24 protein-coding genes are annotated in these 21,603 nt (G+C 42.3%); 4 read left to right on the forward strand and 20 right to left on the reverse strand.

Going from position 1 to position 21,603, the window contains the following annotated elements:
• Positions 1 to 64: 64 nt before the first annotated feature.
• A complete protein-coding gene (locus tag AXW61_RS12815; protein ID WP_062034596.1) occupies positions 65 to 472 on the reverse strand; it encodes a transposase family protein in 408 nt (135 codons plus the stop codon).
• Positions 473 to 800: 328 nt separating this feature from the next.
• Between AXW61_RS12815 and AXW61_RS12825 the strand changes: the two genes are divergently transcribed.
• The 4 genes from AXW61_RS12825 (at position 801) to AXW61_RS12840 (ending at position 4,869) form a co-directional block, all read left to right on the forward strand.
• A complete protein-coding gene (locus tag AXW61_RS12825) occupies positions 801 to 1,451 on the forward strand; it encodes an SOS response-associated peptidase family protein (RefSeq protein ID WP_062034598.1) in 651 nt (216 codons plus the stop codon).
• Positions 1,452 to 1,542: 91 nt separating this feature from the next.
• Positions 1,543 to 2,109, forward strand: coding sequence for a translesion error-prone DNA polymerase V autoproteolytic subunit (gene umuD, locus AXW61_RS12830; RefSeq protein WP_062034599.1), 567 nt, complete (start codon positions 1,543 to 1,545; stop codon positions 2,107 to 2,109).
• Complete coding sequence (locus tag AXW61_RS12835; RefSeq protein WP_062034600.1) at positions 2,106 to 3,413, forward strand: Y-family DNA polymerase; 1,308 nt, start codon at positions 2,106 to 2,108, stop codon at positions 3,411 to 3,413. The genes umuD and AXW61_RS12835 overlap by 4 nt, the downstream gene beginning before the upstream one ends.
• A 247-nt stretch (positions 3,414 to 3,660) precedes the next feature.
• Complete coding sequence (locus tag AXW61_RS12840; RefSeq protein WP_062034601.1) at positions 3,661 to 4,869, forward strand: hypothetical protein; 1,209 nt, start codon at positions 3,661 to 3,663, stop codon at positions 4,867 to 4,869.
• A 192-nt stretch (positions 4,870 to 5,061) separates the two neighbouring features.
• On the opposite strand, the gene AXW61_RS12845 is transcribed toward AXW61_RS12840, so the two are convergent.
• The 19 genes from AXW61_RS12845 to AXW61_RS12935 all read right to left on the reverse strand — a co-directional run bounded on the left by AXW61_RS12845 (position 5,062) and on the right by AXW61_RS12935 (position 21,597).
• A complete protein-coding gene (locus tag AXW61_RS12845) occupies positions 5,062 to 5,571 on the reverse strand; it encodes a hypothetical protein (RefSeq protein WP_062034602.1) in 510 nt (169 codons plus the stop codon).
• Complete coding sequence (locus AXW61_RS12850; protein ID WP_062034603.1) at positions 5,571 to 5,867, reverse strand: DUF6527 family protein; 297 nt, start codon at positions 5,865 to 5,867, stop codon at positions 5,571 to 5,573. The genes AXW61_RS12845 and AXW61_RS12850 overlap by 1 nt, the downstream gene beginning before the upstream one ends.
• On the reverse strand, positions 5,868 to 6,374 hold the full coding sequence (locus AXW61_RS12855) for a lysozyme (RefSeq protein ID WP_062034604.1): 507 nt from the start codon (positions 6,372 to 6,374) through the stop codon (positions 5,868 to 5,870).
• Positions 6,364 to 6,645: a holin gene (locus AXW61_RS12860; protein WP_058869409.1), complete on the reverse strand. Its 282-nt coding sequence runs from the start codon at positions 6,643 to 6,645 to the stop codon at positions 6,364 to 6,366. Before AXW61_RS12860 ends, AXW61_RS12855 begins: the two co-directional genes overlap by 11 nt.
• A gap of 64 nt (positions 6,646 to 6,709) precedes the next feature.
• Positions 6,710 to 6,940: a hypothetical protein gene (locus AXW61_RS12865; RefSeq protein WP_062034605.1), complete on the reverse strand. Its 231-nt coding sequence runs from the start codon at positions 6,938 to 6,940 to the stop codon at positions 6,710 to 6,712.
• Positions 6,933 to 9,011 carry a hypothetical protein gene (locus AXW61_RS12870; protein ID WP_062034606.1) on the reverse strand — a complete coding sequence of 693 codons (2,079 nt, stop codon included), beginning with the start codon at positions 9,009 to 9,011 and terminating at the stop codon, positions 6,933 to 6,935. Before AXW61_RS12870 ends, AXW61_RS12865 begins: the two co-directional genes overlap by 8 nt.
• Positions 9,012 to 9,028: 17 nt before the next feature.
• Positions 9,029 to 9,415 carry a hypothetical protein gene (locus tag AXW61_RS12875; RefSeq protein ID WP_062034607.1) on the reverse strand — a complete coding sequence of 129 codons (387 nt, stop codon included), beginning with the start codon at positions 9,413 to 9,415 and terminating at the stop codon, positions 9,029 to 9,031.
• Positions 9,412 to 9,690, reverse strand: a complete 279-nt coding sequence (locus AXW61_RS12880; protein WP_062034608.1) for a hypothetical protein — start codon at positions 9,688 to 9,690, stop codon at positions 9,412 to 9,414. Before AXW61_RS12880 ends, AXW61_RS12875 begins: the two co-directional genes overlap by 4 nt.
• A complete protein-coding gene (locus tag AXW61_RS12885) occupies positions 9,687 to 10,997 on the reverse strand; it encodes a hypothetical protein (protein WP_062034609.1) in 1,311 nt (436 codons plus the stop codon). The genes AXW61_RS12880 and AXW61_RS12885 overlap by 4 nt, the downstream gene beginning before the upstream one ends.
• 67 nt (positions 10,998 to 11,064) lie before the next feature.
• The gene (locus AXW61_RS12890; RefSeq protein WP_062034610.1) at positions 11,065 to 14,676 is read right to left on the reverse strand and encodes a hypothetical protein; all 3,612 of its coding nucleotides are present in this window, start codon (positions 14,674 to 14,676) and stop codon (positions 11,065 to 11,067) included.
• Entirely contained in the window at positions 14,666 to 15,079 is a 414-nt protein-coding gene (locus AXW61_RS12895; protein ID WP_062034611.1) for a hypothetical protein, read from the reverse strand. Before AXW61_RS12895 ends, AXW61_RS12890 begins: the two co-directional genes overlap by 11 nt.
• Positions 15,079 to 18,189, reverse strand: a complete 3,111-nt coding sequence (locus AXW61_RS12900; protein WP_062034612.1) for a tape measure protein — start codon at positions 18,187 to 18,189, stop codon at positions 15,079 to 15,081. Before AXW61_RS12900 ends, AXW61_RS12895 begins: the two co-directional genes overlap by 1 nt.
• 77 nt (positions 18,190 to 18,266) lie before the next feature.
• Positions 18,267 to 18,689: a hypothetical protein gene (locus tag AXW61_RS12905; protein ID WP_062034613.1), complete on the reverse strand. Its 423-nt coding sequence runs from the start codon at positions 18,687 to 18,689 to the stop codon at positions 18,267 to 18,269.
• An 8-nt stretch (positions 18,690 to 18,697) separates the two neighbouring features.
• Positions 18,698 to 18,976, reverse strand: a complete 279-nt coding sequence (locus AXW61_RS12910; protein ID WP_062034614.1) for a DUF2845 domain-containing protein — start codon at positions 18,974 to 18,976, stop codon at positions 18,698 to 18,700.
• Positions 18,977 to 19,041: 65 nt separating this feature from the next.
• On the reverse strand, positions 19,042 to 19,608 hold the full coding sequence (locus AXW61_RS12915; RefSeq protein WP_062034615.1) for a hypothetical protein: 567 nt from the start codon (positions 19,606 to 19,608) through the stop codon (positions 19,042 to 19,044).
• Between the two features lie 71 nt (positions 19,609 to 19,679).
• Positions 19,680 to 20,423: a hypothetical protein gene (locus AXW61_RS12920; protein ID WP_062034616.1), complete on the reverse strand. Its 744-nt coding sequence runs from the start codon at positions 20,421 to 20,423 to the stop codon at positions 19,680 to 19,682.
• Positions 20,416 to 20,595: a hypothetical protein gene (locus AXW61_RS12925; RefSeq protein ID WP_062034617.1), complete on the reverse strand. Its 180-nt coding sequence runs from the start codon at positions 20,593 to 20,595 to the stop codon at positions 20,416 to 20,418. The genes AXW61_RS12920 and AXW61_RS12925 overlap by 8 nt, the downstream gene beginning before the upstream one ends.
• Positions 20,596 to 20,603: 8 nt before the next feature.
• A complete protein-coding gene (locus AXW61_RS12930; RefSeq protein ID WP_062034618.1) occupies positions 20,604 to 21,056 on the reverse strand; it encodes a hypothetical protein in 453 nt (150 codons plus the stop codon).
• Positions 21,049 to 21,597: a phage virion morphogenesis protein gene (locus AXW61_RS12935; protein WP_062034619.1), complete on the reverse strand. Its 549-nt coding sequence runs from the start codon at positions 21,595 to 21,597 to the stop codon at positions 21,049 to 21,051. Before AXW61_RS12935 ends, AXW61_RS12930 begins: the two co-directional genes overlap by 8 nt.
• Positions 21,598 to 21,603: the final 6 nt, after the last annotated feature.

The following is a 21,603-nucleotide window of genomic DNA, read 5'->3' on the forward strand; positions in this document are numbered from 1 at the left end:
TTCACAGAGTTAGGCCGACCTCACACCCAAGTTGCCACTTAAATTTGAGTAGATATGGGAAATCTTAATTTTTAAATCTTTGTGCAACAAAGCCACGTTGAACTAATATTTCAGTGGCATCAATCACAACAACTTCCCAATCCACTTCATCTCGATTAGGAAGTTGTTTTGGCAAGTTGAATTTTCCAGAACGGATTAAGGTATCTTCAATAACACGTGTGATACGAATTGCACTCGTTTCAGATACACCGTAACTCATACCAAGATGGAAAAATGTTCGATATTCTCTCCAATATTCTATACATAAGAGCAAACGATCTTCCAACGGTAATTTATGCGGTCGTCCTTTACCAATATGACCAGGTAAATGCTTATTTAGCTCGGCCAACATCAGGTTAAATGTAGCCCAACTAACACCGGTAAGCCTACGAAACTTAACGTCTGATAATTTTTGAATATCTTTGAATTTCATCCAAGGATTATCCCTTGAATTAAATAATTTTGCTGATTACTTTAAGATCAAATAAATTGTACGTTTTTTGATTTATGACGGAAGTCTATTGATCCGCATTCTTTAGATTGTTATCACGTGCATATTGATAGCCGTAATACTCTTCTGTGCCTTCCGTGAAGCCCCCAAGCTTGTCTGGTCTCATTTGATACTGGAAAAATATGAATGCAGCAATACCAATGACTGCGAGTATTCCATTGACGATCCTAAATTGTTTTGAAATCATTTTTTATTCTTGGTTGGGTTATTATTTGTGCGATGATCATAAAGAATAAACAGGGATAAGTCTATGTGCGCAAACTTTGAAGCAATCAGAAAGAATCGTGCATTTTTGTTAGACCTCCCTGAGCCTGATCAATTAGAGTTCCCTGAAGACATTTTTCCTAACTATCCTTCACCTTTGATCTTTTCCAATAACGGCAAAATTGAATGGCGATCTGTTAATTTTGGAATGATTCCCAAGTGGGCAAAGGAAAAGAGTTTCGGCAAGTACACATACAATGCCAGGACTGAAACGGTTGCTGAGAAACCAAGTTTTAGGGAGGCTTGGCATAAGTCTCAATTTGGCCTAATCCCTGTCGAGACCATCTTTGAACCCAAATACATTGATGGGAAATCTCACTGGTATGGCATTGCGCGTGAGGATGGTATGCCTTTTACCGTAGCGGCCATATACGAGAATGCCGTCATCGATGGAGAGCAGATCCGATCGATGAGTATGCTCACCATCAATGCCGATAATCATCCCTTCATGAAGCAATTTCATAAGCCTGAAGATGAGAAGCGCTCGATCATCGTTATCCCTGATGAATACCGCGAAGAATGGATGAATTGTAGTTTTAAAGAGGCTCATGAGTTCTTCTTTGAAATGCAGGATGAGTACATCACTTTTCCTAAATCCCGCTTATCTGAAAATGGTGCTCAACCTAATTTAATTTGAAGGTGCATTGATTATCCACAGCTTTTAAATTTGAATTTATTTTGACCGAAATCTACAATCTTGAAATCTGTTACAGAAATCAAGTTTGGCTATGAATGATATCAATAACCATGGTGGCGTGAGACCCGGTGCAGGGCGAAAACGCTCAGAATTGACCACGCTCATCCGTGTGCCAAACTCTTCTGTTTTAGAAATCAAAGCCTTTCTCAAGAAGGCTAAAGCTGATCCTGAAATCGATCATATACGCCAAGTTGATCCAGTCACACATATGGCTATTCCATTGGCCACTGAGCGCGTGCAAGCGGGTTTCCCTTCCCCTGCCCAAGATCACGTCGATAAGACCTTAGATCTTAATGAGCACCTGATAAAGAATCCCGCCGCTACGTTCATCGTGCGTGTTAATTCACTGTCACTCATCAATATTGGTATAGATATTGGAGATGAGTTAATTGTCGATCGTAGTCTTGAAGCAAAGCATTGGGATATCGTGATTGCACTGGTCGACAATGAGTTCACCGTAAAGCGTCTCATGTGTGAAGATGCTGGGGTATGTTGGCTAAAAGCTGAAAACCCTGATTATGACGACATTCATTTTAGTGAAGGACAAGAGTTCATTATTTGGGGTGTTGTCACCCGTGTTCTGAAGAGCTTCAGATGAGAAGCGAAAACAAGATCTATGCCTTAATTGACGTGAACAATTGCTACGTCAGTTGTGAGCGCGTGTTCAACCCAAAGTTGAATAATAGACCAGTCATTGTGCTTTCAAACAATGATGGTTGTGCAGTTGCTCGTTCACAGGAAGCTAAAGATCTTGGTATCAAAATGGGTGTGCCCCTATTCCAAATCAAAGACATTGTTGAGAAGCACAATGTAGAAGTGCTTTCGAGCAACTACAAAGTCTATGCTGAAATGTCCAAGCGCTTTCACAGCATCCTTGCCGACTATGTTGCACCAGGTGAGCATGAGATCTATTCGATCGATGAATGCTTTTTAGATCTCACCGCATATGAGCATAAATTCGATTTAACGGAATACGCTCAAGACATGCGCGAACGTATAGCTAAGTGGATCGGCTTGCCTGTATCGGTCGGAATTGGTCGAAGTAAGACTGAAGCGAAAATTGCTAACCATATGGCCAAGAAAGCCAAACGCTTTTCGGGTGTCTGCAATTTGGTATCAATGGACCCAAAACACAAGGATTACTTTTTTAGTTTGATCGATGTATCTGAGGTTTGGGGAGTTGGTCGACAGCACAGTAAGAAACTGCATGCCATGGGTGTGCACACCGTTCAGGATCTCACCCGAACTGAGCCGCGCAATATGAAAAGCCTCTTTTCCATTGTTATGGCCAAGACGGTTGCTGAGTTGCAAGGTATTTCCTGCATTGAGATTGAACATGCCCCACCCGCTAAAAAACAAATCATCTCATCGAGGTCGTTTGGCCAACGTGTAACGGATAAAGAATCTTTGTCTGAGGCAATGAGTGATTACCTGCAGTCAGCAGTTAAACGTCTACGAGAAGACAAAAGCTTATGTGGTTGTGTGATCGCTTTTGCTGAGTCCAATCCATTTGATAAGAATAAACCATTTTATAAGAAATCAATCAGTGTGGGCTTTGCTGAGCCTACCGACTCTGCCGCTGTTATGAATAAAGCAGTGATGAAGCAAATGGATGAACTGTTTCAAGAAGGTGTTGAGTTTAAAAGGTGTGGTGTGATTTTAACGTGTATTGAGAACAAGGCGGCCTACATTCCTGACTTGCTCACTGATGTTGAATCGATAGAGCGAAATGAGAAGCTGCAGCTTGCAATGGAAGGTGTTAAGGAAAGGTTTGGAGACAAGAAACTTGCGATCGGCCCATGCAAATTACCGAATCGTGGCTGGTCGATGAGTCGCGGAAGTTTGACGAGGGATTATTTTAGTTGGGATGGTATGTTGACTGTGGGTAGCGATGTCTTATAGTTAATCAATGCTAAATAATGAAATAATTAGTTTGATTGAATTATATGCGTGGAACGTGAAGAATCACGAAAATTACGTCCTAACCTACTAAGCACTAGAACGTACGTGACTAAAACTCTGATAATTATATGAAATCTTCAAGAGTTTCGTATAAGCTCTATTATGTTAAATGGGAGTTTTTAATTTTATTAATCCTTTTTATTAAGTTATAAACATAACGAAACTTATGATTTGAAATAGATAAAATATGAAGCACTATCAGGATACTCAGACAGGCCAAATATACGCATTTGAGGAGGATTTTAATCCATTTTTCTCAGATAATCGTAATATTCCTAAAACACTAACAGACGTAATTAAAAATAAACCAACTGAAACTTCTGTTTGGTATGGAGGAGATTGGATTGAAAAATCAGATGCTCTTTTTGATTATGTCGAACCGACTTCTAGTGTGCCGTCATTTAATCCTGCTTGGATGGTTCATTTAAGACCATATTCAGCAATAGTTAGCGATAGAAAAAAACAAATAAGTTTCTCACTGGAACAAATTAATGAAAATTCTTATGCTGGAATGCAATTATCAGAAGTAGTAGGAATACTTCCTTTAAAAATTAATCAAAGATTGGATGCATTGGTAAGCTACGATGGGGCAATAGCAATTCCCCAGTGCAGTGCTTTCCCAACAAGATCTGAAGGAATTGCCAAATTAAATGAAATCCTATGTTCTTTATTATTAGGTGGAATACATGCTGAAGTTTTACATTCGCATGAGTTAGTGATTGGTTCCCTACATAAAAAAACTAATTTGTTCGCTTGTACACCATCGCTTCATACGCGATTAAGAGAAAATTGGGCATCTATAACTGAACTACTTGAACCACTGATGTATCCGAGAGTGTTGAGTGTTGATAATTTAAAAAAAGCTTTCTCTGAAGGTCAGGAAATTATCAGGTCAATTCCTCACTTTTCGCCTTTTTTTCTCATAAATGGTTATACATCCTTAACTAATCAAAATAATAGTGATGCTCTTAATAATTTATGGATTGTTGTCGAACAACTTACAGAGATTTTATGGATAAATCAGTATTCTAGAAATAGTAGTAGTTATTCACCCAAAGTGAAAAAACGGCATGATCAACTCCAATTAAAGATAGATAATAATATAATTAGCGCAAAACATGAGCTTTTAAAACTATCTAAAATTATAAAAAACGAAATTTATCATAAACTTAATCGAGTTAGAAAAGCACGTAACGACTTAGCACATAGAGGCGTTTCACCAAAGCGTGAAGTGATATTTGAATTATGGGATGTATTGTTAGATCTTTTTGAAATTGCCACATCTCGTAGAAATATAGGTATGCGAGTATTAAGGGTAGGACAAGAAATTAATTGGGGAATCCCTCGGAGTACTAATTTTGATGAGTGGCAAGAATTAGCCATTTTAATGAAATAGCACTCATTAATTAAGGATAGAGTTTAGAATAAAAAATAAGTTGATCTGAAATTAACATAATAGAGCTTATACGAAAAAGCCCTCACTTAGAGGGCTTTCTCAATTCACACACTGAACACATACAGTGACATGCACCTTTGTTGAAATCGAATGCGCTGTGCACCCTGAAAGTAGGATGCACAGCTTGTTATTTTATTCTGGCCATACCTCGCTTAATCGCTCGACATCAATTGCGTGTCCATCTGCTTTTTCTGCCATGCTTTGATATTCTGCTGTGCAAGCTTCGAGTAACTCACTGTTGGTAATTGTGTACTCAATAATGGTTTGACGGGGAGCTGAGGACAGACGTTTGTTTGCTTCACTGAGTTGCTTTGACAACCCGCTAGCAGCCAAGTCAGCACTACGAGCGGCAGCATTCGCATCTTGTATTTTTTTAATCGCATTCTGTTCTACCTCAATATATTTATCCGACCAAGCCTTTTCAGTAATAGCCTTCTGTTCTTTGGCCTTTGTTATTGCTTCTTGATAAGGCTTCACGGCCTTATCTACTTCTTGCTGTACCTTAGTTTTACAATCAGCCTTTGCCGTGTTTAGATCACCAGCCAGTGAGTTGGATTGCCATGTCTGAAACACTGCATAAATCAGAAGTACAATGATTAAAGTCCAGCGCTTGTTGTTCCAAATCAGTAAAAGAAATGGCATCAGAATTCCTCCACGTCAGGAAGATCAACTGTTTGTCCAGCCAAACTATGATGACAATCAGACAAGAATTGAATTTTTCCATCCGTGACAAAAGAATGACATTGGTTAGGGTGGCCTTGATTCACCATTAAGCTTGGCCTAAATGTTGGTTTCTCTAAATCGCCATTAAAATCCCAGCGAATTTTATGTTTTGGATCAACATGAAATGGATGCAAAGTTTTACATCCAGGGCATTCAATAAAATAAATACCGTTAGACTCGAGCAACACTTTGCTGACTTTTTTAAATTCACTCATCTACTGCGCTCCTATGCATTTCGAGTGACGCTCAACTTGACGAGTCCAAACGCCATAACAGTTATTGGATCGTACAGAGCAATCACGTTTGGCCACGTACTTCCACTTCAACAATGAATCACAAGCCTGCTTGTACTTCCCGGCTTTTAAATTTCGAAGCATGGAGGATTGATTCCAATTGGCTTGACCAAAGTTATAGGTAAAATCGAGATATACGTCGTACTCGACTTGAGACAACTTCACGCTCTGGAGAGACTTACGGAATGGAATTTCATCTTTGGCCACATGTACCTTAGCCCACTCTTTTGCTGTTTTTCGTGTGATGGGTGGATCGGTCATTTTGATCACTTGGCCACTCGGTTTTACCGTTGAACCGATACCCTGAGTCACAACACCACCAGTATCTTTATAAGGCTTTGCTGAATAGCCTTCGTGTATTTCTAAACCCGTAAAAAAAGCAGCTGAAGCTGCTAATCCCATTGCCCAGTATTTCGTTTTATTCGACATTGCATTCACCCTTCGCTTTACTCAGCGCAATCTGATGTAGTTGTTCGGCACGTTTGTTTTCTTGACGCTTGTAGTACCAGTTAATCAAGAAGCTCATAAAGCTCACTAATAGGCCTGCTATCGCCACCAGCAAACCAATGGCTGTGATTGGATCTAAGCCCAATAACTTCCCCGACAAGCCAGCAATTGATCCCCCTACTGCTGTTTTGGTTGAAATTGATGTAACTGCAGCACTCGCTTCAGCAATTGCTTGCCCTGTTGTTTCAGACATTTCGCCCCCTAATTTTTGGCAATAAAAAAGCACCCAATTGGGTGCCATACACTTTTTTAAAAACTTAAACTTCTATTTGAATCACTTCACCTACTGGTGCGAGTCGTTTGATCTCACCATTAGATACAAATACGGATGCTCCTAAGTTGTAGCGTGTTGAACTGGTGACTAGATTCAGGCCTGATCCACCCACAACCAGTACTTTGTAGTTGGGATGATCCACACTGGTAATCGTTCCTACAAACTCTGCAGCTGTAGGCAGTAAATCAATTAAACGCTGTAATGCATTACTCACGATTCACACGCTCCACTTTCACAGTTTGATTGACCACTGCATGACTGAACGAGACGCTGACACTATCTACAATCCCCCACCATTCTGCATTAAAGGCCAGTACTTCTCCTGGCACACACTCACCTACCTCAGGCGAGATCGGCATACTGTAGGTATGAGTTTCGACCATTCCTGCTTTGGCAAGTTTGGCTTTACCATATGCCCCCATGCTGACATGGTTAAATAAGGGGTTATTTTCTGGCTGTAGTAAGGTGTCCGCACTGGTTCCAGTGCGTTTCACTTGAGCGACCTGTGCTTTACGGTCATTGGTCAGTGTAATGCCGTTGTAATCAGGATAGATCTGATAATCAGTCGATTGACTCACCACCGCAGACTCAGGCAGCATGCAATCATACTCAGCGATCGACAACACATCCCAGAAGGTCTTTTTATACAGCGGTTTAATGGTCAGTGTATTGCTGCCCTTTTCGCTATAAATAAATCCACCGCCACTTTCAACCACCATCTTAATGGCATCTATTGGCGCTAAATTGGAATAGCTCAAACATTCACGCTCAACAATCCAGCCTAAGGCATCAATTAACTGCCAATTCAGTACCGTATCGCTAAACACGCGATCTAGCTCTGCCTGACATAACTGGACGGAGGTTCGATCATTCTCTTGTAAGAATGAACGTAAAGGCGCAGTCGGTGCAGCAAGCAGCGCGGTTTGACTGCGACCAATTAAGGTATAGGTCTCTTGAGCAAACTTACGAGAACGTCGTCGGTTTTCCAGCAACATTTGATGTTCGGTACCATTCACTGTAATTTTTAAAATTACAGGTTGACCATTGATTGGTTCCAGTTTGCCAATCTGGGATGCCGGTACGGTCAAACTATAAGACCAACACCAGCAGCTGCGATCAGTACTGTAATTCCCATCATAAACTTCAATCTCTTCGCCATTGTCGAGGCGCGTCACAGATAAACTATTCAATATGTACCACCAATTGCGATTTGGTATGCCAGGTATGCAATCATCTGCACCGAAGTTGAGTTCAACATTGTGTGCATCTACTTCATGGCATAGGCATATGAAATTAAGATCACCTGTACCCTCATATTCAGGAATCTCTGGCTCTGGCCATGGTTCAATCGGATGCCTGCGATAATGAATGGATTTGGCTTTATCCCAAGGAATCTCATTCTGGGTGACTAGCTCCAGTCCTTTGTCCCAATCAAAGCTAAAACGCTTTTCAAAGACGTGTGCGACTTGATGTGAAAACGAGATATTGCGGCGTTTGCGGATCATCTCTTGATGTATAAATTCACGGTTCAATCGAAGCTTGATCGACTCATCAAAATACAAATCACGTGCAATCCGAATCTTCAGATTTTCTTGCCAGCGCACACATAAATTTCGGCTAAGCTTCACACCCTGATCAAATGCAGCATGGATGGATTCAGATAAAGTCTGGCCACGCTCAAAGGCAACCTTGTTGCCATGACTGATCACTAAACCTTGATCAAAAAAAAGAGCCTCATTTGAGACTCTTAAAATTGGTTTAGCCCACGGTATAACGTTTGCCCTTAGGCTTGCTATGGCTTTTTTATAGCGTACACCCAAACCACAGCTCACACCCACAACATGATGAATATCAAATGTAGAATCAACATCAAACTTCCATGTTGTATCCAGCACTGTATCAATAGTGCACAGGTTTTCAGCAAAAAATGCTTCAACTTCAAAGCTAAAACTGGTGTCTAAAGTGGTATCAATCCACCCAATAACATCAGTGTTTTCAGCAAATACAGCCACCACATCAAACTGCAACACCGTATCTAAAACAGTATCAATGACTGCGGTATTAGTATTGCCATCTGCATAAACAGCAGTAATATCAAATGTAAATGAGGTATCAACTGATGTGTCAACAGCAGCGCTAACATCATCACCAAAATTAAGATTGGTCGAGCCATCGGCCAGATGCTCAAAATTCAGAATGATGTCATGACTGTCGATGTTATCGGGCTTAAGGTTTAAGTTGAGATTATGAGCATCAACGGTGCCAAGTTTTCGCTTAAAATCCACATGAGCACCCTTTGAAATTAAGGTCTAAGCTTAATTGATGTCACTGATAGCGTGCCACCAAGCACAAGATTGGTACTTGCTAAACTAATGTCTGTCCCAACCACAAGATCTGCCGCCACTTCACCAGCACCGTTAAAAATACGTGCCCATGTTGCTGTGCCTGTTTTAATGACTGATCCTGTGTCGGTTGGATGCAGCTCAACATAAGTTGGCGTGGTTTCTTTAATACACGGCTCAGGAAATACCAATGTCACCAAAGCATTGTTTGAATCGACTGCAACGGCGGGGCTAGCAGGCTGTACACCTTCATAAAAAGTAACGGTAGCACTTTGGCTACCGTTATCCATGAAATTTGCAAAGGCTTGAATCATGGCAAACCGAGCATTGACTGAAGTTTTACTCATTTCGGCACCACATTATCTTGAATAACAGCATTGAATTCACCATTTCGATCTATTGCCATGACTAGGTACTCAGTGCGTTTAAGATATTTGAAGACGTAAGTACCATCACTATTGGAAAATGTTCGAAATACCAAGCGCCCAGTTCTTTTTTCAACCAATCGAACATCACATCCACCCAGAATCCCTCCTTTTATAAGGGTCTTTCCAATGATTTGATGTCCACCAGAAAACTCCGACAACATACTGGTTGTCCCAATTGCTTTCTTAAAAATCATTGATCAACCCCTAAGTCAAAAACAACCTCTCCAAAAGAAGAGCTAACCATTAATTTTTTAGCGAGTAGCAGTTTATGACCATTCGATATAGTCTGAAAATCACTAAATGGCTTGTCTCTCAAAACCCATAGTAGGTTAGGTGGATAACCTAAAAATCTAGTATTACCCCCCTCCAACCCTAAAAACACAGGGGGTATTAATGGAAGATTATTGGCATCCCCTGTATTTAGAACATAATTTGATGCGCCAGAATACATTACAGCGGAGCTTGATCTCGTTACCTTAATGCAGGTTAAAAAGCATCTGTCCTCATTTGATTTCCCTGTTGTTTTATAAAGCAGAATGGTTGGGGTGGAATCATATTCAAGCTGATAAGCAAGATTATTAAAATCATAAAGTCTGTAAGCCACTGATGCTTGTAAATAATATAAGTTAGCAGCCAAAAACCATTGGTCCTCATCAGTGTTCAGTGTTTTTTCAATAACACCGCAGCCATATATTAAATACTGATCATTTAATAAGTTGACTGTATTCAACACATAGAAAAAATCGCCATTGCCTATAATGAACCACACTCTTGCGCCATTGACTGGGGGAGATGAGCCTGCTTGTGTTTGAGTTGATCCAGAAGCACTACGAATACTGTTTAATACTGCATAGTTCCACTTTGCCCAACCATTGTAGGCAGCACTCCCACTTCCACTTCCAGTCCAATTCTTGGCTGGGTTGCTAGAATCAAATGGTGTTTGAAAACCAGACATGTCATCAATCCCCGTCATTTCTTCGACGAGTCCTACTTTTGCGTACTTTTCATACGTAGGAGTCCATGCTGGGTCTAATTCATCAACCACACGTAAAAAGGGTCTTGAGGATAATTGGGTGTTTTTAGATCGGTATGCTGCTTTTCCACCACCCGCTTCATTTACACGGCTAAACGGCTTTTCCCAACCCAATGGGGGTAATGATGCTGAGACTGTACCTGTAGCTGTTGTTACGCTGGGCGCGGTTGTCAATTGAAAGGTCACGCTCGTTGCATTTGGCACCGTCAAGATACGATGCTCGCCATTGTATTCAGCTTGATTCGCACCAGTGATTTTAAGTACTTGGCATTGTATTAAGTTGTGAGCATTACTAAATACTGCTGTCACTGTGGTGCCAACTGCAGTCAGTGTAGAAACCAGCCCTAGACTTATCCCATTCACCAAGCATGCATCCAAAATACCAATCATTGAACCATAGGCATTTTGTAGTTGTGGCGCGTTGTTATTGCTATGTACGAAAAACTTAATATCTGTACTTGCGACCATTATGATTACCCATAAAAAAAGACCGCCAAAGCGGTCATATTTGAATTAAAAGTTAAGCAGCTATACTTTAAATAACGCGGTCAATGTCACCGCGCAGCATAATTTGGAATGAGTCAGACAACACTGTAGGTTCCGACTGCTTCACCGTGCGAATTACCCAGATTGGATGATTGGCTGCAATGGTGTTAAAACGCAGTACGTTGCCAGATGCCCACCCATTACCCCAACCCTCCTTTTTGATGATGAAGTAAGGCGCATTGGTCACTGGATTGATTGGTTCGCAGCCTTCAGTCGTGACCCCTGTTCCAATCTGGCCAGAAGTTTCACCAATGATTCGAAATGCAGTTGTACTTGTAAAGACAATCGCCCAACGTTCTTGAATGTTGCCCTTATTGGTGACGGCAATCGGATACAGGATGTCGTTGTAATTGGCTGAAATGGCTGCACCAACTGCTTCATCTTTCCACAAATTGTCCCACGTCGACTGTACAAACTTACGGGTATAACGCGCCTGCATATCACCGATGACCAATGCAGAACCGACGATGGTATGAGCAGGATCATAGTTGTGGGTCAGTGGCTTAGTGAAAGTCACTTGGCCATTAATTTTGACATCACGCACTAAACCCATATCTTGATAGCGATACTTGGCTGTCAGTGGTCCTGTCAGATTACCCAAGGCAAAATCACCGTTTAAAGTCACTTTGCCGTAGTCATAGTCCACTGTGTACAAATCAAATGGAATTTTAATGCCGTCGGCATCTTCAAGTTCACACCAGGAGATCCGTGCATCATTCAATGGATAGGTTTGGCCAGCAATATAATCAGGTAATTCCTGCGACTTACTCGCACTCACTATCCCAATCTCACCTGATCGGAAAATCGGGACTCGACCATCAATCGGCAAACGTACTGCAGACAAGCCCAATAACTCTGCATCAATCGGGATATAGCTATAACCGACTGCACTGTATTTGATAGTTTCAGGCAAGACCATAATGGGCTTATGAATCCACTGCTTGCCATCCTTGCTATATTCCAGCTCAGCTACATACCAATCCTGCGCCATAATTTCAGCACGGTTGGCAGAAGTCACTTCAATCTTTTGCCGAAAAACAAACTGGCCATAGCCTTGGTCAAAGTTAAAGAAACCATCGCACTCTGCTGTATCAATGATACCTGAGCCATCAGGCGTGATATTCAATACCCCGCCTTCCACCTTAGTGGCGGACAAGGTCAAAGACTGAGCCCGGATAGGGATCATCGGTGCACGATACGACACTTGGTTAGTTTTTACACTTTCAAGCTGAGTCACCAAGGTTTCTAACGTTGGATTGTTCGCCCCACCTACATCCCATGCAGATAGCTCTACCGCACCATTTCCATAGTGGATCTGACCCGCTACCGTTCCTGCGCCTGTGGTCACCGATGGATTCCGATAAAGTGATCCGAGTTTATCGACATAGGTTGAATCAGCCAGTGTAAGGCGAACCGAACCTGCAAGAATCTGCTCAGCAAAGCCTTCGGTTAAATCCGTTTTTAGCATAGAACCAATGAGGGTATCCGACCATGATTGAGCTGCTGAACTATCACGATACGAGACACTCACTGTCACAGCAGTCGCTACTTCATTCAGGTTTAAAGTGTGCGTTTCGCTGGTGTTTTGATATTTGATCGTCATACCCAGCATACCTGCCGCAATGGCCTCCTGCGAAGTATTGTGCGTGCCGTAGTAAGGACGCATAATCTTCTCACGCTCGATCGCTTCAAGTGTAGTACTTGGGGTGATACTCATTGTGCGCGACGCATAGTTGATCGTGCCCTGTTGCTGACCTGCACCATTGATTAAACGTCCTGTAGAGGCATCAATCGGCATATCACGCAGCTCAACCTCACCCATGTGGCTCATATACTTGACGGGTACACGTACTTTCACAGACTTAGGGATCAACGCAGCAGATCCATTGTCCAATTCAATTGAGATCGTACCGCTGCTGGGTACTGCAGTCACTTGAACTGAAGACTTAGACCCTTTCTGACCTGAGATATTAAACGTAGTACCGCCATTGGGTAATAAGGTTGGCATCAACTTGGCCACACCATCCGCATAATCAATGGTCCCTGTGGCATCCCCTGTGAATTGTCCCTGACCATTATCGGTTGCTGACTTGGCCACACCATTCAAAAGCCAGCCGACCGTTAAGCTTCCTGCCACAATCGAGTCATTCACTGGAATCTCGACATAGGCTTTATTAATCGTTAATCCTGAACGCTCCTGAGCCGTGATCATGTTGCTCCATGTCAGCAGGATTGCACTACCTACGTCCGCAAGCTCACCTGTTGTAAGTGACATGGTACCCGTATCGTAATCAATACTGCCTGAACCAAAGGATGAATCTAAACCACGTAATTGACCTGCACCATTGTCTCGAAGCGTGTAGACCTGATTCTGAACCAAGTACGACACTTGCAAACTACCTGGTGATGGCAGCGGGACCAAGTTGCGGATCCAGTTAAAACTGATGTTCTCCTGATTCACATAAATCAGATCAGACTCAACAGGGGCTGTCACCGCGGCTGCAGGTATAAAGTTAATCGTTAGATTGGCAGTACCTGTCCCTGCGCTTGCGTTCCAAGCCAGAGAGCCATTTTGATAGTTGATGCTACCGATTGAAGCACCAGCGGCATTCTTAAGTTCTCCACCCACGTCGGTAATTACTGAGCCAAACAAAGTGAACTCTACCGATTTCGGCATGATGGATGAGCCGAGATATAGGCTCGACACAGTGTTGATCGTAACATTGTTAAAAGTCTTGCTCAGCACACCATCTTTAGCTTTCACCAAAGCTACAGAATCACCTGCGGCATTGATATTCACCATCGGGGTTTCAGTCTGCGCTGAAGGCACCAACTGCGTATAGACATCCTCTGCAACCACAGAATAATCACCGACTTGTGCAGCTTCTTTGAGATTGGCGCTGGAGTAATACTTACCTGTATCCGCCACAATGGTGTCTCGAATGATGGTGGTGCTCTTTTCACCGCTATACCATTGCTTCGCAGATAGCCCCACAAAATCAGCTTTTAATGCATCACTGAGGCCATAAGTGGCAATCTTATATTCCACCTGTTTGCCATCGACCATCACATAAGCAGTTCTTGTCGACACCTCAGTGATCCGTAGGAATTGCTCAACCTCTAAAGTTTTACCTTCATTTGAGATCAATACAATCGACTTCCCAATCGATGACTCTGCTTCCTGAGGAAACATGGCCACTTGTAGAGACTTCATTCCTTTCCAATGGGTATCTAAAGGTGTGCCAGCAATCTGTGCACCTTTGGCATTATAGTTTTCAATGCGGTTCTGCGCTTCTTTACGTTCATCCGTCCAACTGTCAGTACTGAATAACACGGCGGACACACTTGGATCTTGCGCATTCTGAGAGATAAATACTGTCGCACCCATCAGGGCATCGGTATCAGCAGTATCCACCGCAGCATAGATCTTTTGGATAGAGGTACGGCCCGTAGTGCGATCCATCTCAGAAATATCATTAAACAGGTTATTACTTTGACCGTCGACAATTTCACGGCCTGAGTATTTACCCCCACCATCTTCAGCATCTGTTCGAATGCGTTCTGACTCAAGGAGCTTTAAATTATTGGTTTCAATTGGCATCGCTTACCTCAATGAATCGCATGGTGACGTTAAAATAAGTATCAAATGATGTTGCTGGGGTGCCTTTGACTGTAGAGCTTTCCAGTGCACCGTCTTTATGATTCCAAATCACATTGAACTCACGCTGGTCATGTGGCCATTCAAACTGAAGCGTAAATTGCTCCTGCAGGTTTTGCCATAAACGAAGCGTGTTCAGATCGCTCAGCTTGATCCAGCCTTTCGATTTATTAGCAGGCTGTAATGTGATTGGCCGACCTGCTTGTTTGCGTCCCTCTTGGATAATCAAGGCACCACTAATGGCATACTCCTGGTTCTGCTCGATCTCGGACCAGTTTTCATCAGACCAAAAAAAACCATCCTCAAGTTGAATGGTTTCTCCTGTGGTTTTACGAATTAACTTCATTACATACTCCGTTTAAGCATTTCAAATTCACGAAGCATCTCTTCAACGCTATCAACGGCTTCAGGCGTACCTTGTAGTTCTGCAGCTTTACCACCTGATTGCAATTCGAGCACTTTCTTTTCAGTTGGTTGCATGTTTTCAATTCCTTGTATATCAAACGAAGTCGCAATAAGTGGGGCATCCGGCACGGCTGAGATTTTCTGAGTTGAATCTCCACCATTCGACAGTAATGAAGCATTACCACCACCTGAACCACGCGCTTGTGATTTGGCATTCAGCTCATCCGTACGCGCTTTCATCTTGGCCTTGAAATCATCCCAATGGTCATTGGTAGCCTTTTGTTCAGCACTGATCTCAGGTTGCTCTCGTGCCGTAGATTGGCTCACTTGACTCACAGTACGTTGAGTCTCAATTGCTGCTTGCTGGATCTCACCCAGTTTAGTAACCGTGGCTTTGCCTGTGGCATCCATTTGGACCTCAAGCCCTAAATAAGCGGCCTTGGCATTCACAGCAGCAATAACTTGGGCATCGCCCGAGGCATAAGCTAAACGAATGGTTTCCTCATATGCTTGTTGCAGACCATCTTGAGTAGCCACACCACTTTTTAAAATGGTAGTGAAGTCATTCAAGGCGAGATCTGCAGCAAGTTTAAGTTGCTCTTTGGTTTTAATCCCTAACCGCTCAAAGGCAGCCTCTACGGGTGTCAGACTATCGGGAATTTCTTGCACGGCGCGTTTTACAGCCTGCATTCCCATCTCAACCTGTGATGTTGATAATTTTCCCTGCTCACCAAACGATTGAAGCTTGGCTTTAGCAGCCTCTATCTCAACTTCAGACTTTGCTGATGCTAACCATTTCTCCCACCCCATATACAGTGCATTAGCAGCTTGCTCACCTTTTAAGCCCAGCTCATCAAGGCCATTAGCGTAATTGGTCAAGTGAATTTGGTTAGCAGCAAATTTTTCAGAAACACGATTGAGGGCAATATCAAGATCAACACCCAAAGCCTCGGCGCCTTTACGTGCTTGTACGAGTGCTTTACCAGTGTTATTCGCACCATCAGTGGCTTGATTGAACGCTTGTACTGAAACTTTTCCAGCTTGATCCATGGTGACCATATAGCCTTTCGCTATTAGATCAGCCTGCATCATGCCATCCATGACACCTTTATTCGCAGCAATAGCAGCTTCAGCATAAGCCGTAACAGCCTTTAATTTTTCATCCTCGGTGATTTTCTTGCCATTCAACTCGGACTGCTGATTAGCAAGCATTTGGTCCAAGGTTGCTTCAGATTGAGCCAGACTTTCTGCATTTTTCTGATCTTGGGTTTTACCGATCTCATCAAGAGCTTGCACGCCTTTGGATTTAAACTCTAAGGCACCATCTGAAGCTTTCTTGTAATACTCCTGAGCTTTGGTTGCCATTGCATCCATATCAGCAATGGCTTGCTGCTTAACATCACCCCATGTGAATTTTGACTTTAAATTTGCCCATGCGGCAGCCACATCATAAATCACGCCTGTGAATAAGTTAGCAACAATTGCAATAGCGCTAAATCCATCACTTACAAAACTCAATGCTACATTGAGTACCTGTAGAAATTTAGTAAATCCATTGGTTTTATCTGTCGCTTCATCTATACCACTATTAAACTGAAAGACACTCCCAAGAATTAAATCAAGTTGATCTATTGTTGCCTCTATGCCATTACCCAAAGTTGTTACTGCATTTTTGAGTGTTTCATATGCGCTAATAAGTGCTGTTTTTAACGCCTCAATTGTGGCTGGATCAACTTTTTTAAGTTGATACCCAACCCAAATAAAGCCTTTCCCAATATCATTTAATAAGGCTTCTACAACATTCATGTTGGATGCAATAGTAACCAGCCAATCAGCAACGGTTGCACTCGCACCATTAGACTGATCCATTTTACCAATCAGAATCTCCCAACTGGTTGAGATACGCTGTAATGCATTCCCGATAGTTGTTGGGAATTGATCAAAGGTTTGTTGAACTGCATCCTTTTGACTCAAAAGGGCCTTATAGACACGCTCTGCGCCAAGCTCCCCATTGTCAGCCATATTCTTAAGTTCACCAGTGGTGACACCCAAGCCCTTGGCTAACGCTTCTGCAACCCCAAAACCATTTTCCATCATGGAATTGTATTCTTCACCTCGAAGCGTGCCTTGCTGCATGCTTTGGATGAACTGCTGCGTAAATGCCTCGCTAGCTTGTGCAGATACACCACTGATTTGAATTGCTTGATTGATGGTCTTGGTTAAATCAAGGGAACTCTGCTGGGTCATTCCCAAGTCTTTGCCAACAGCGTTCAATCTCGTGAATAAGTCACCTGTTGCACTCAAGCTTGAGTTTGTCATCAAAGCAACTTGGTGCACGCCAGCCATTGCAGACTTAAAATCACCACCTTCCTTAGTCGCAATATTGATTCTTGCAGAGAGGTTGGTATAAGCGTCCGCTACTTGGCTTAACTCTTGAACTCCAAGCCCAACACCTAGTGCTGCCATAGCACTAGCTAGTGCATTTGCAGCAAACTTTGCACTGTTTAATCCACTTTGTGCTGCTTGTGCCGCGGTTTCTGTACTATTTAAACTTGAATTTGCCTTACCCACTTCAGTGTGAAAATCAATAAATGCGCTTTCAGCTTGTTGAACTTCATTTTCGAGTTGGTCTACTTGTTTCTGTGCAATCTCAATATCTGCAGGAGTGGCTTTTGTTTTTGAAAAGGCCTCAAGTCTAATCTTTGCTTTTTCTAAATCTGATTTTAAGAATGCCAAAGCTTTTACAGACTTATTACCAAAATCAGTAAAATTACTTGCTGCACTTTTAGCGTTATCTCCAGCATCACGAATAATCTGGGTTGCACCGCTTAAAGATTTGGTTAGGCCATCTGCCAATTCTTTACTTTTCTCTGGAACAATATTCCCAAGAGCAAGAGCAGCAGCAGCACTGGACTGCTTCAATTGATCTGCCTCAGTTTTAATCGATTCAAAAACCTTTTTAGTAACGCTTTCTGACTGCTTGGCAGCAGCAATAAGCCCCTTGCTATCACCATCCATGATGAGTTTAAAAGTTAAGTTTTTTCCAGACATGCAGACCTCGTATTACAGGCGTAAAAAAACCACCTCACGGTGGTTAAAATTTTATATAAAATAAGCCCCTATGTGCTTTATCTTTTTTCAACAATCTCATTTGAAACATCGAAGACATTACCATTTTGACAGCGTACAAATGAAATTATCTTTGATGGATAATTTGATTTTTCAGAATAAGCAGAATAAATAACCCTATCACAATCACTTCTTTCTGCCACTTTGTATGCTGACTCCATGTCATGCTGAAATAGTTTCTTGAATCCATCATCTCCAACAATTTCATAAAGTTTAGGAAAGCCTTCTTTTGTGTATTCACTATAGGCATGCAAATCAATTTTATCAGCAGGGCTAATTGTCTTTTGCTTGGTAATTTGAGCCTTGTCTTCAGTTAAAGATTGGTTAGTTTCCATATGATCTTGGCTACCAACCAATCCAAACTTAATCAAAATTATTAATAAAATGACGAAAGCAATTGCAAGCTTATGTGATCTTTTCATCAGCAACCTCACTTTCCGCTACGAATCGTAGTTACTTTGCCATCTTCAATTACAACAGTAAAAGTTTTGCTGCCATCTACATAGCTTAGTTCGCGTACTGAAACGTCTTTACCACCCACGTTTTTAACGTAGTCATAATGCGATGTTGGCTGGCCTGCAGCTGCAACCACTTCACCATAGCTTTGACCTTTGCGAACTTGTTTACCGTTAATGCTTGCCCCTGCTAAATTCGCATTTGCTAATGTAAAAACAGACATCAAAGCAGCTGTAATTATTAATTTTTTCATGAATTTACCCCTCGTTATAATTGGATAAATCATAACCTGCTAAAATTCACAGCACAATGTGAAAGTTACTGTTCTTTCTCAAGACTCTTGATGAATTCATTGAACTTCTTATTGATTGCGTTCTGCGCCCGAGTTGCAATCGCTAAATTACGCATCTTCATACGCTCAGCTTTTTGAGCCGCTTTAAGATAGTGTCGGAATGAACCGTAGCTCATTTGCATGATGCTTTCATGTGAGTGGCCATTGGATACGAGAAGCTGAAATACATCAAACCAACTACTCTTTTTACGCGGATCTACATCATCCCGGTGTTTAGGTTTCGGCTCGGAAAAAAATGCGTCATTCACTTTAATGACAGTATCCAATAACAAGACATTGAGTGAGCCCTCTTTCTTAAATAGATCGATGACCTGTTCAATGCTGTGTTGCAAACAATGGGCTATCAATTGCGTCGACTCAAATGAATGAGCATCAAAGATCATTTGTGTGGTTCCATCTGGATGATTATTCAAAAAGTCTTTGATGACCTGCGCTGCACCTGACCACTCATCAAAGTTATGCATCTGCAGCTGGTGCACCGATAGCTCACCAACTTTGACAGGTCGATTTGAAGCCATAAAAAAATCATTCATGATGAAATCTCAAAAAGTACAGGCACAAAAAAAGATGCCTATTGCATCCTGCTTAAGTGCCTGTAGTAGGTTTATACAGCTTTTGGGATTTGGGTGTAATAACCGTATAAGCCAAGAGCACCATCTTTATCTTTGGTCAGATCACCCAAGGCATCACCACTGATTTCGTAAGAACCAAACTCTTCATGAATTAGGCCAAAGCTCGAATCGGGCGATTTAATTGTACGGTGCAGAGCTAAGAACACTTTGTCTTTGCTGATCTTATCAATGCCTTCAAAGAACAATGCATATTCTTTGCCAAAGTCAGATGCGATCGTAGTATGTGTCACGGCGCCAGTGGTATAGCCAATCACAACTTTTGGCAAATCATCAAGAAACTCGATCGTGCCGTAAATTGCATCTAGCTTATATTTCGTTGATTCAATAGGAACTGGTGTTGATGCTCCATCAGTCACTGTTGGTAGAGTTAGATTAAAACCATCTAGTTTGATCTTCTGACCTTTAGTGACTGCACCTAAATCGTGGTCAGCTATGGTTTTGGTCGTAACTTCGACATTTTTACCCGACAGGATATATGCCAGGTTATCTGCATCAACTTGCTCAAGTGTGCCACTGAACGAAACCGCAGTGGTGTTGTATAGCACCAAATCGGTCGTATCATCACCTGACATTGACTCGGTATGTTCGATCTTGTCAGCAGTGATTTCGAGCGTAAAGTCTGGGATGTTTCCCAGCTCTCGCATAGCACCTACAACACCTTCAACAATTGGAGCAAGGGAGAACTTACCACGCAATGAAATGTACTTCTTAGCCATTCGCCGGCACCTCTTTAGTTTTTGGTTTAACTTCTGCTTTTACCTCAGGCTTGATTGCTTCAATCACGCCATCCTCTAAAAGCTGTTTAATTTTTTCTTGTGGTAGATCACCCACAATTTGACCTTTCACCCATGGACCAATCGGCTTTAAGGCTTTGTATTGCGTTTTCATAAGATTCCTTAATCAGGTTCGGTTTGAATGAATAGCTCGGACTCTAAAACCACAGTTGAGTAAACACAGCTTTTAGAAATGTCTTCCTCTGTATTCATATAAATCAGTGGTTCTGCACTAGATTCAGGTTCCCAGCCACTCAATTTCTTGATGATCTTAATAGTTAGATCACCAGCCATATCGAATGCTTTAGAACCATCCGTCACCTGTGATGCGGCATGCTTACAACAAGCCGTCACTTCCCAAACCACTTTCAGCTTGAGTGCATCACCTTTGCTCACCACTCCTGCACTTTTGGTACGGCGGAAATTCACTTGAATGTTGGGTGTGGTTTGGGACAGTTCAGTCGTCATACCTAGATTTTTAGGGGTATAGATTTTCTTTACACCCCACTCATCCATGAATTGCTCGAGGCGCGCTACGATCTCATCTCGTACCGCATATAGATTTTCATCACTCATCTAGAACAACATCCTCAACAATGGTTAATAGATCCTGCTCGTCATCTACAGTTAAACCCAACCAAGCACGTGCAGGCATTTTCACGGTATAAGCACCAACGCTTACGTCTTGAGAAAAGTTAGATCGTGTTTGGCGAACAAAACGATTACCGACAACACCAGTCTTTTGGTTCTGCCTGAAGTAAACCGTGCTTTGACGAGCCTCATGTTTAATTTCACCGCCAAAGTGATGGATGGCTCCATACTCAACGTCCGTACCAACCTCAAAACCATTGCTGATTGTATTGTTGGTAATAGAGTTCATTAGACGCGATGTATCGCGAAGCGTGGTACCGCCTTGGCGCATCACCCTGACGGATAATGGCCACTTGCCGTATAAGCCCTCACCACGAGACCAGCGATCGCGGATATTCTCCACCAAGGTGGCACCCATGCGCTCGTAAAGCCTTAACTGACGCTTTTCAACATCTACATACAAACTTAAGGCTTTAGAGATCGCTGAGTCACCATCGGCACGGATTTCAATTAATGTGCCTGGCATGCATCA

Origin of the sequence: Acinetobacter sp. BMW17 (assembly GCF_001592855.1) — a bacterium.
Classification (GTDB): domain Bacteria; phylum Pseudomonadota; class Gammaproteobacteria; order Pseudomonadales; family Moraxellaceae; genus Acinetobacter; species Acinetobacter johnsonii.

What these genes read in the sequence shown, in the direction of transcription:
- AXW61_RS12815 (WP_062034596.1), bottom strand. Translation starts at nt 472, where the DNA reads ATGAAATTCAAAGATATTCAAAAATTATCAGACGTTAAGTTTCGTAGG.
- AXW61_RS12825 (WP_062034598.1), top strand. Translation starts at nt 801, where the DNA reads ATGTGCGCAAACTTTGAAGCAATCAGAAAGAATCGTGCATTTTTGTTA.
- umuD (WP_062034599.1), top strand. Translation starts at nt 1,543, where the DNA reads ATGAATGATATCAATAACCATGGTGGCGTGAGACCCGGTGCAGGGCGA.
- AXW61_RS12835 (WP_062034600.1), top strand. Translation starts at nt 2,106, where the DNA reads ATGAGAAGCGAAAACAAGATCTATGCCTTAATTGACGTGAACAATTGC.
- AXW61_RS12840 (WP_062034601.1), top strand. Translation starts at nt 3,661, where the DNA reads ATGAAGCACTATCAGGATACTCAGACAGGCCAAATATACGCATTTGAG.
- AXW61_RS12845 (WP_062034602.1), bottom strand. Translation starts at nt 5,571, where the DNA reads ATGCCATTTCTTTTACTGATTTGGAACAACAAGCGCTGGACTTTAATC.
- AXW61_RS12850 (WP_062034603.1), bottom strand. Translation starts at nt 5,867, where the DNA reads ATGAGTGAATTTAAAAAAGTCAGCAAAGTGTTGCTCGAGTCTAACGGT.
- AXW61_RS12855 (WP_062034604.1), bottom strand. Translation starts at nt 6,374, where the DNA reads ATGTCGAATAAAACGAAATACTGGGCAATGGGATTAGCAGCTTCAGCT.
- AXW61_RS12860 (WP_058869409.1), bottom strand. Translation starts at nt 6,645, where the DNA reads ATGTCTGAAACAACAGGGCAAGCAATTGCTGAAGCGAGTGCTGCAGTT.
- AXW61_RS12875 (WP_062034607.1), bottom strand. Translation starts at nt 9,415, where the DNA reads ATGAGTAAAACTTCAGTCAATGCTCGGTTTGCCATGATTCAAGCCTTT.
- AXW61_RS12880 (WP_062034608.1), bottom strand. Translation starts at nt 9,690, where the DNA reads ATGATTTTTAAGAAAGCAATTGGGACAACCAGTATGTTGTCGGAGTTT.
- AXW61_RS12885 (WP_062034609.1), bottom strand. Translation starts at nt 10,997, where the DNA reads ATGGTCGCAAGTACAGATATTAAGTTTTTCGTACATAGCAATAACAAC.
- AXW61_RS12890 (WP_062034610.1), bottom strand. Translation starts at nt 14,676, where the DNA reads ATGCCAATTGAAACCAATAATTTAAAGCTCCTTGAGTCAGAACGCATT.
- AXW61_RS12895 (WP_062034611.1), bottom strand. Translation starts at nt 15,079, where the DNA reads ATGAAGTTAATTCGTAAAACCACAGGAGAAACCATTCAACTTGAGGAT.
- AXW61_RS12900 (WP_062034612.1), bottom strand. Translation starts at nt 18,189, where the DNA reads ATGTCTGGAAAAAACTTAACTTTTAAACTCATCATGGATGGTGATAGC.
- AXW61_RS12905 (WP_062034613.1), bottom strand. Translation starts at nt 18,689, where the DNA reads ATGAAAAGATCACATAAGCTTGCAATTGCTTTCGTCATTTTATTAATA.
- AXW61_RS12910 (WP_062034614.1), bottom strand. Translation starts at nt 18,976, where the DNA reads ATGAAAAAATTAATAATTACAGCTGCTTTGATGTCTGTTTTTACATTA.
- AXW61_RS12915 (WP_062034615.1), bottom strand. Translation starts at nt 19,608, where the DNA reads ATGAATGATTTTTTTATGGCTTCAAATCGACCTGTCAAAGTTGGTGAG.
- AXW61_RS12920 (WP_062034616.1), bottom strand. Translation starts at nt 20,423, where the DNA reads ATGGCTAAGAAGTACATTTCATTGCGTGGTAAGTTCTCCCTTGCTCCA.
- AXW61_RS12925 (WP_062034617.1), bottom strand. Translation starts at nt 20,595, where the DNA reads ATGAAAACGCAATACAAAGCCTTAAAGCCGATTGGTCCATGGGTGAAA.
- AXW61_RS12930 (WP_062034618.1), bottom strand. Translation starts at nt 21,056, where the DNA reads ATGAGTGATGAAAATCTATATGCGGTACGAGATGAGATCGTAGCGCGC.
- AXW61_RS12935 (WP_062034619.1), bottom strand. Translation starts at nt 21,597, where the DNA reads ATGCCAGGCACATTAATTGAAATCCGTGCCGATGGTGACTCAGCGATC.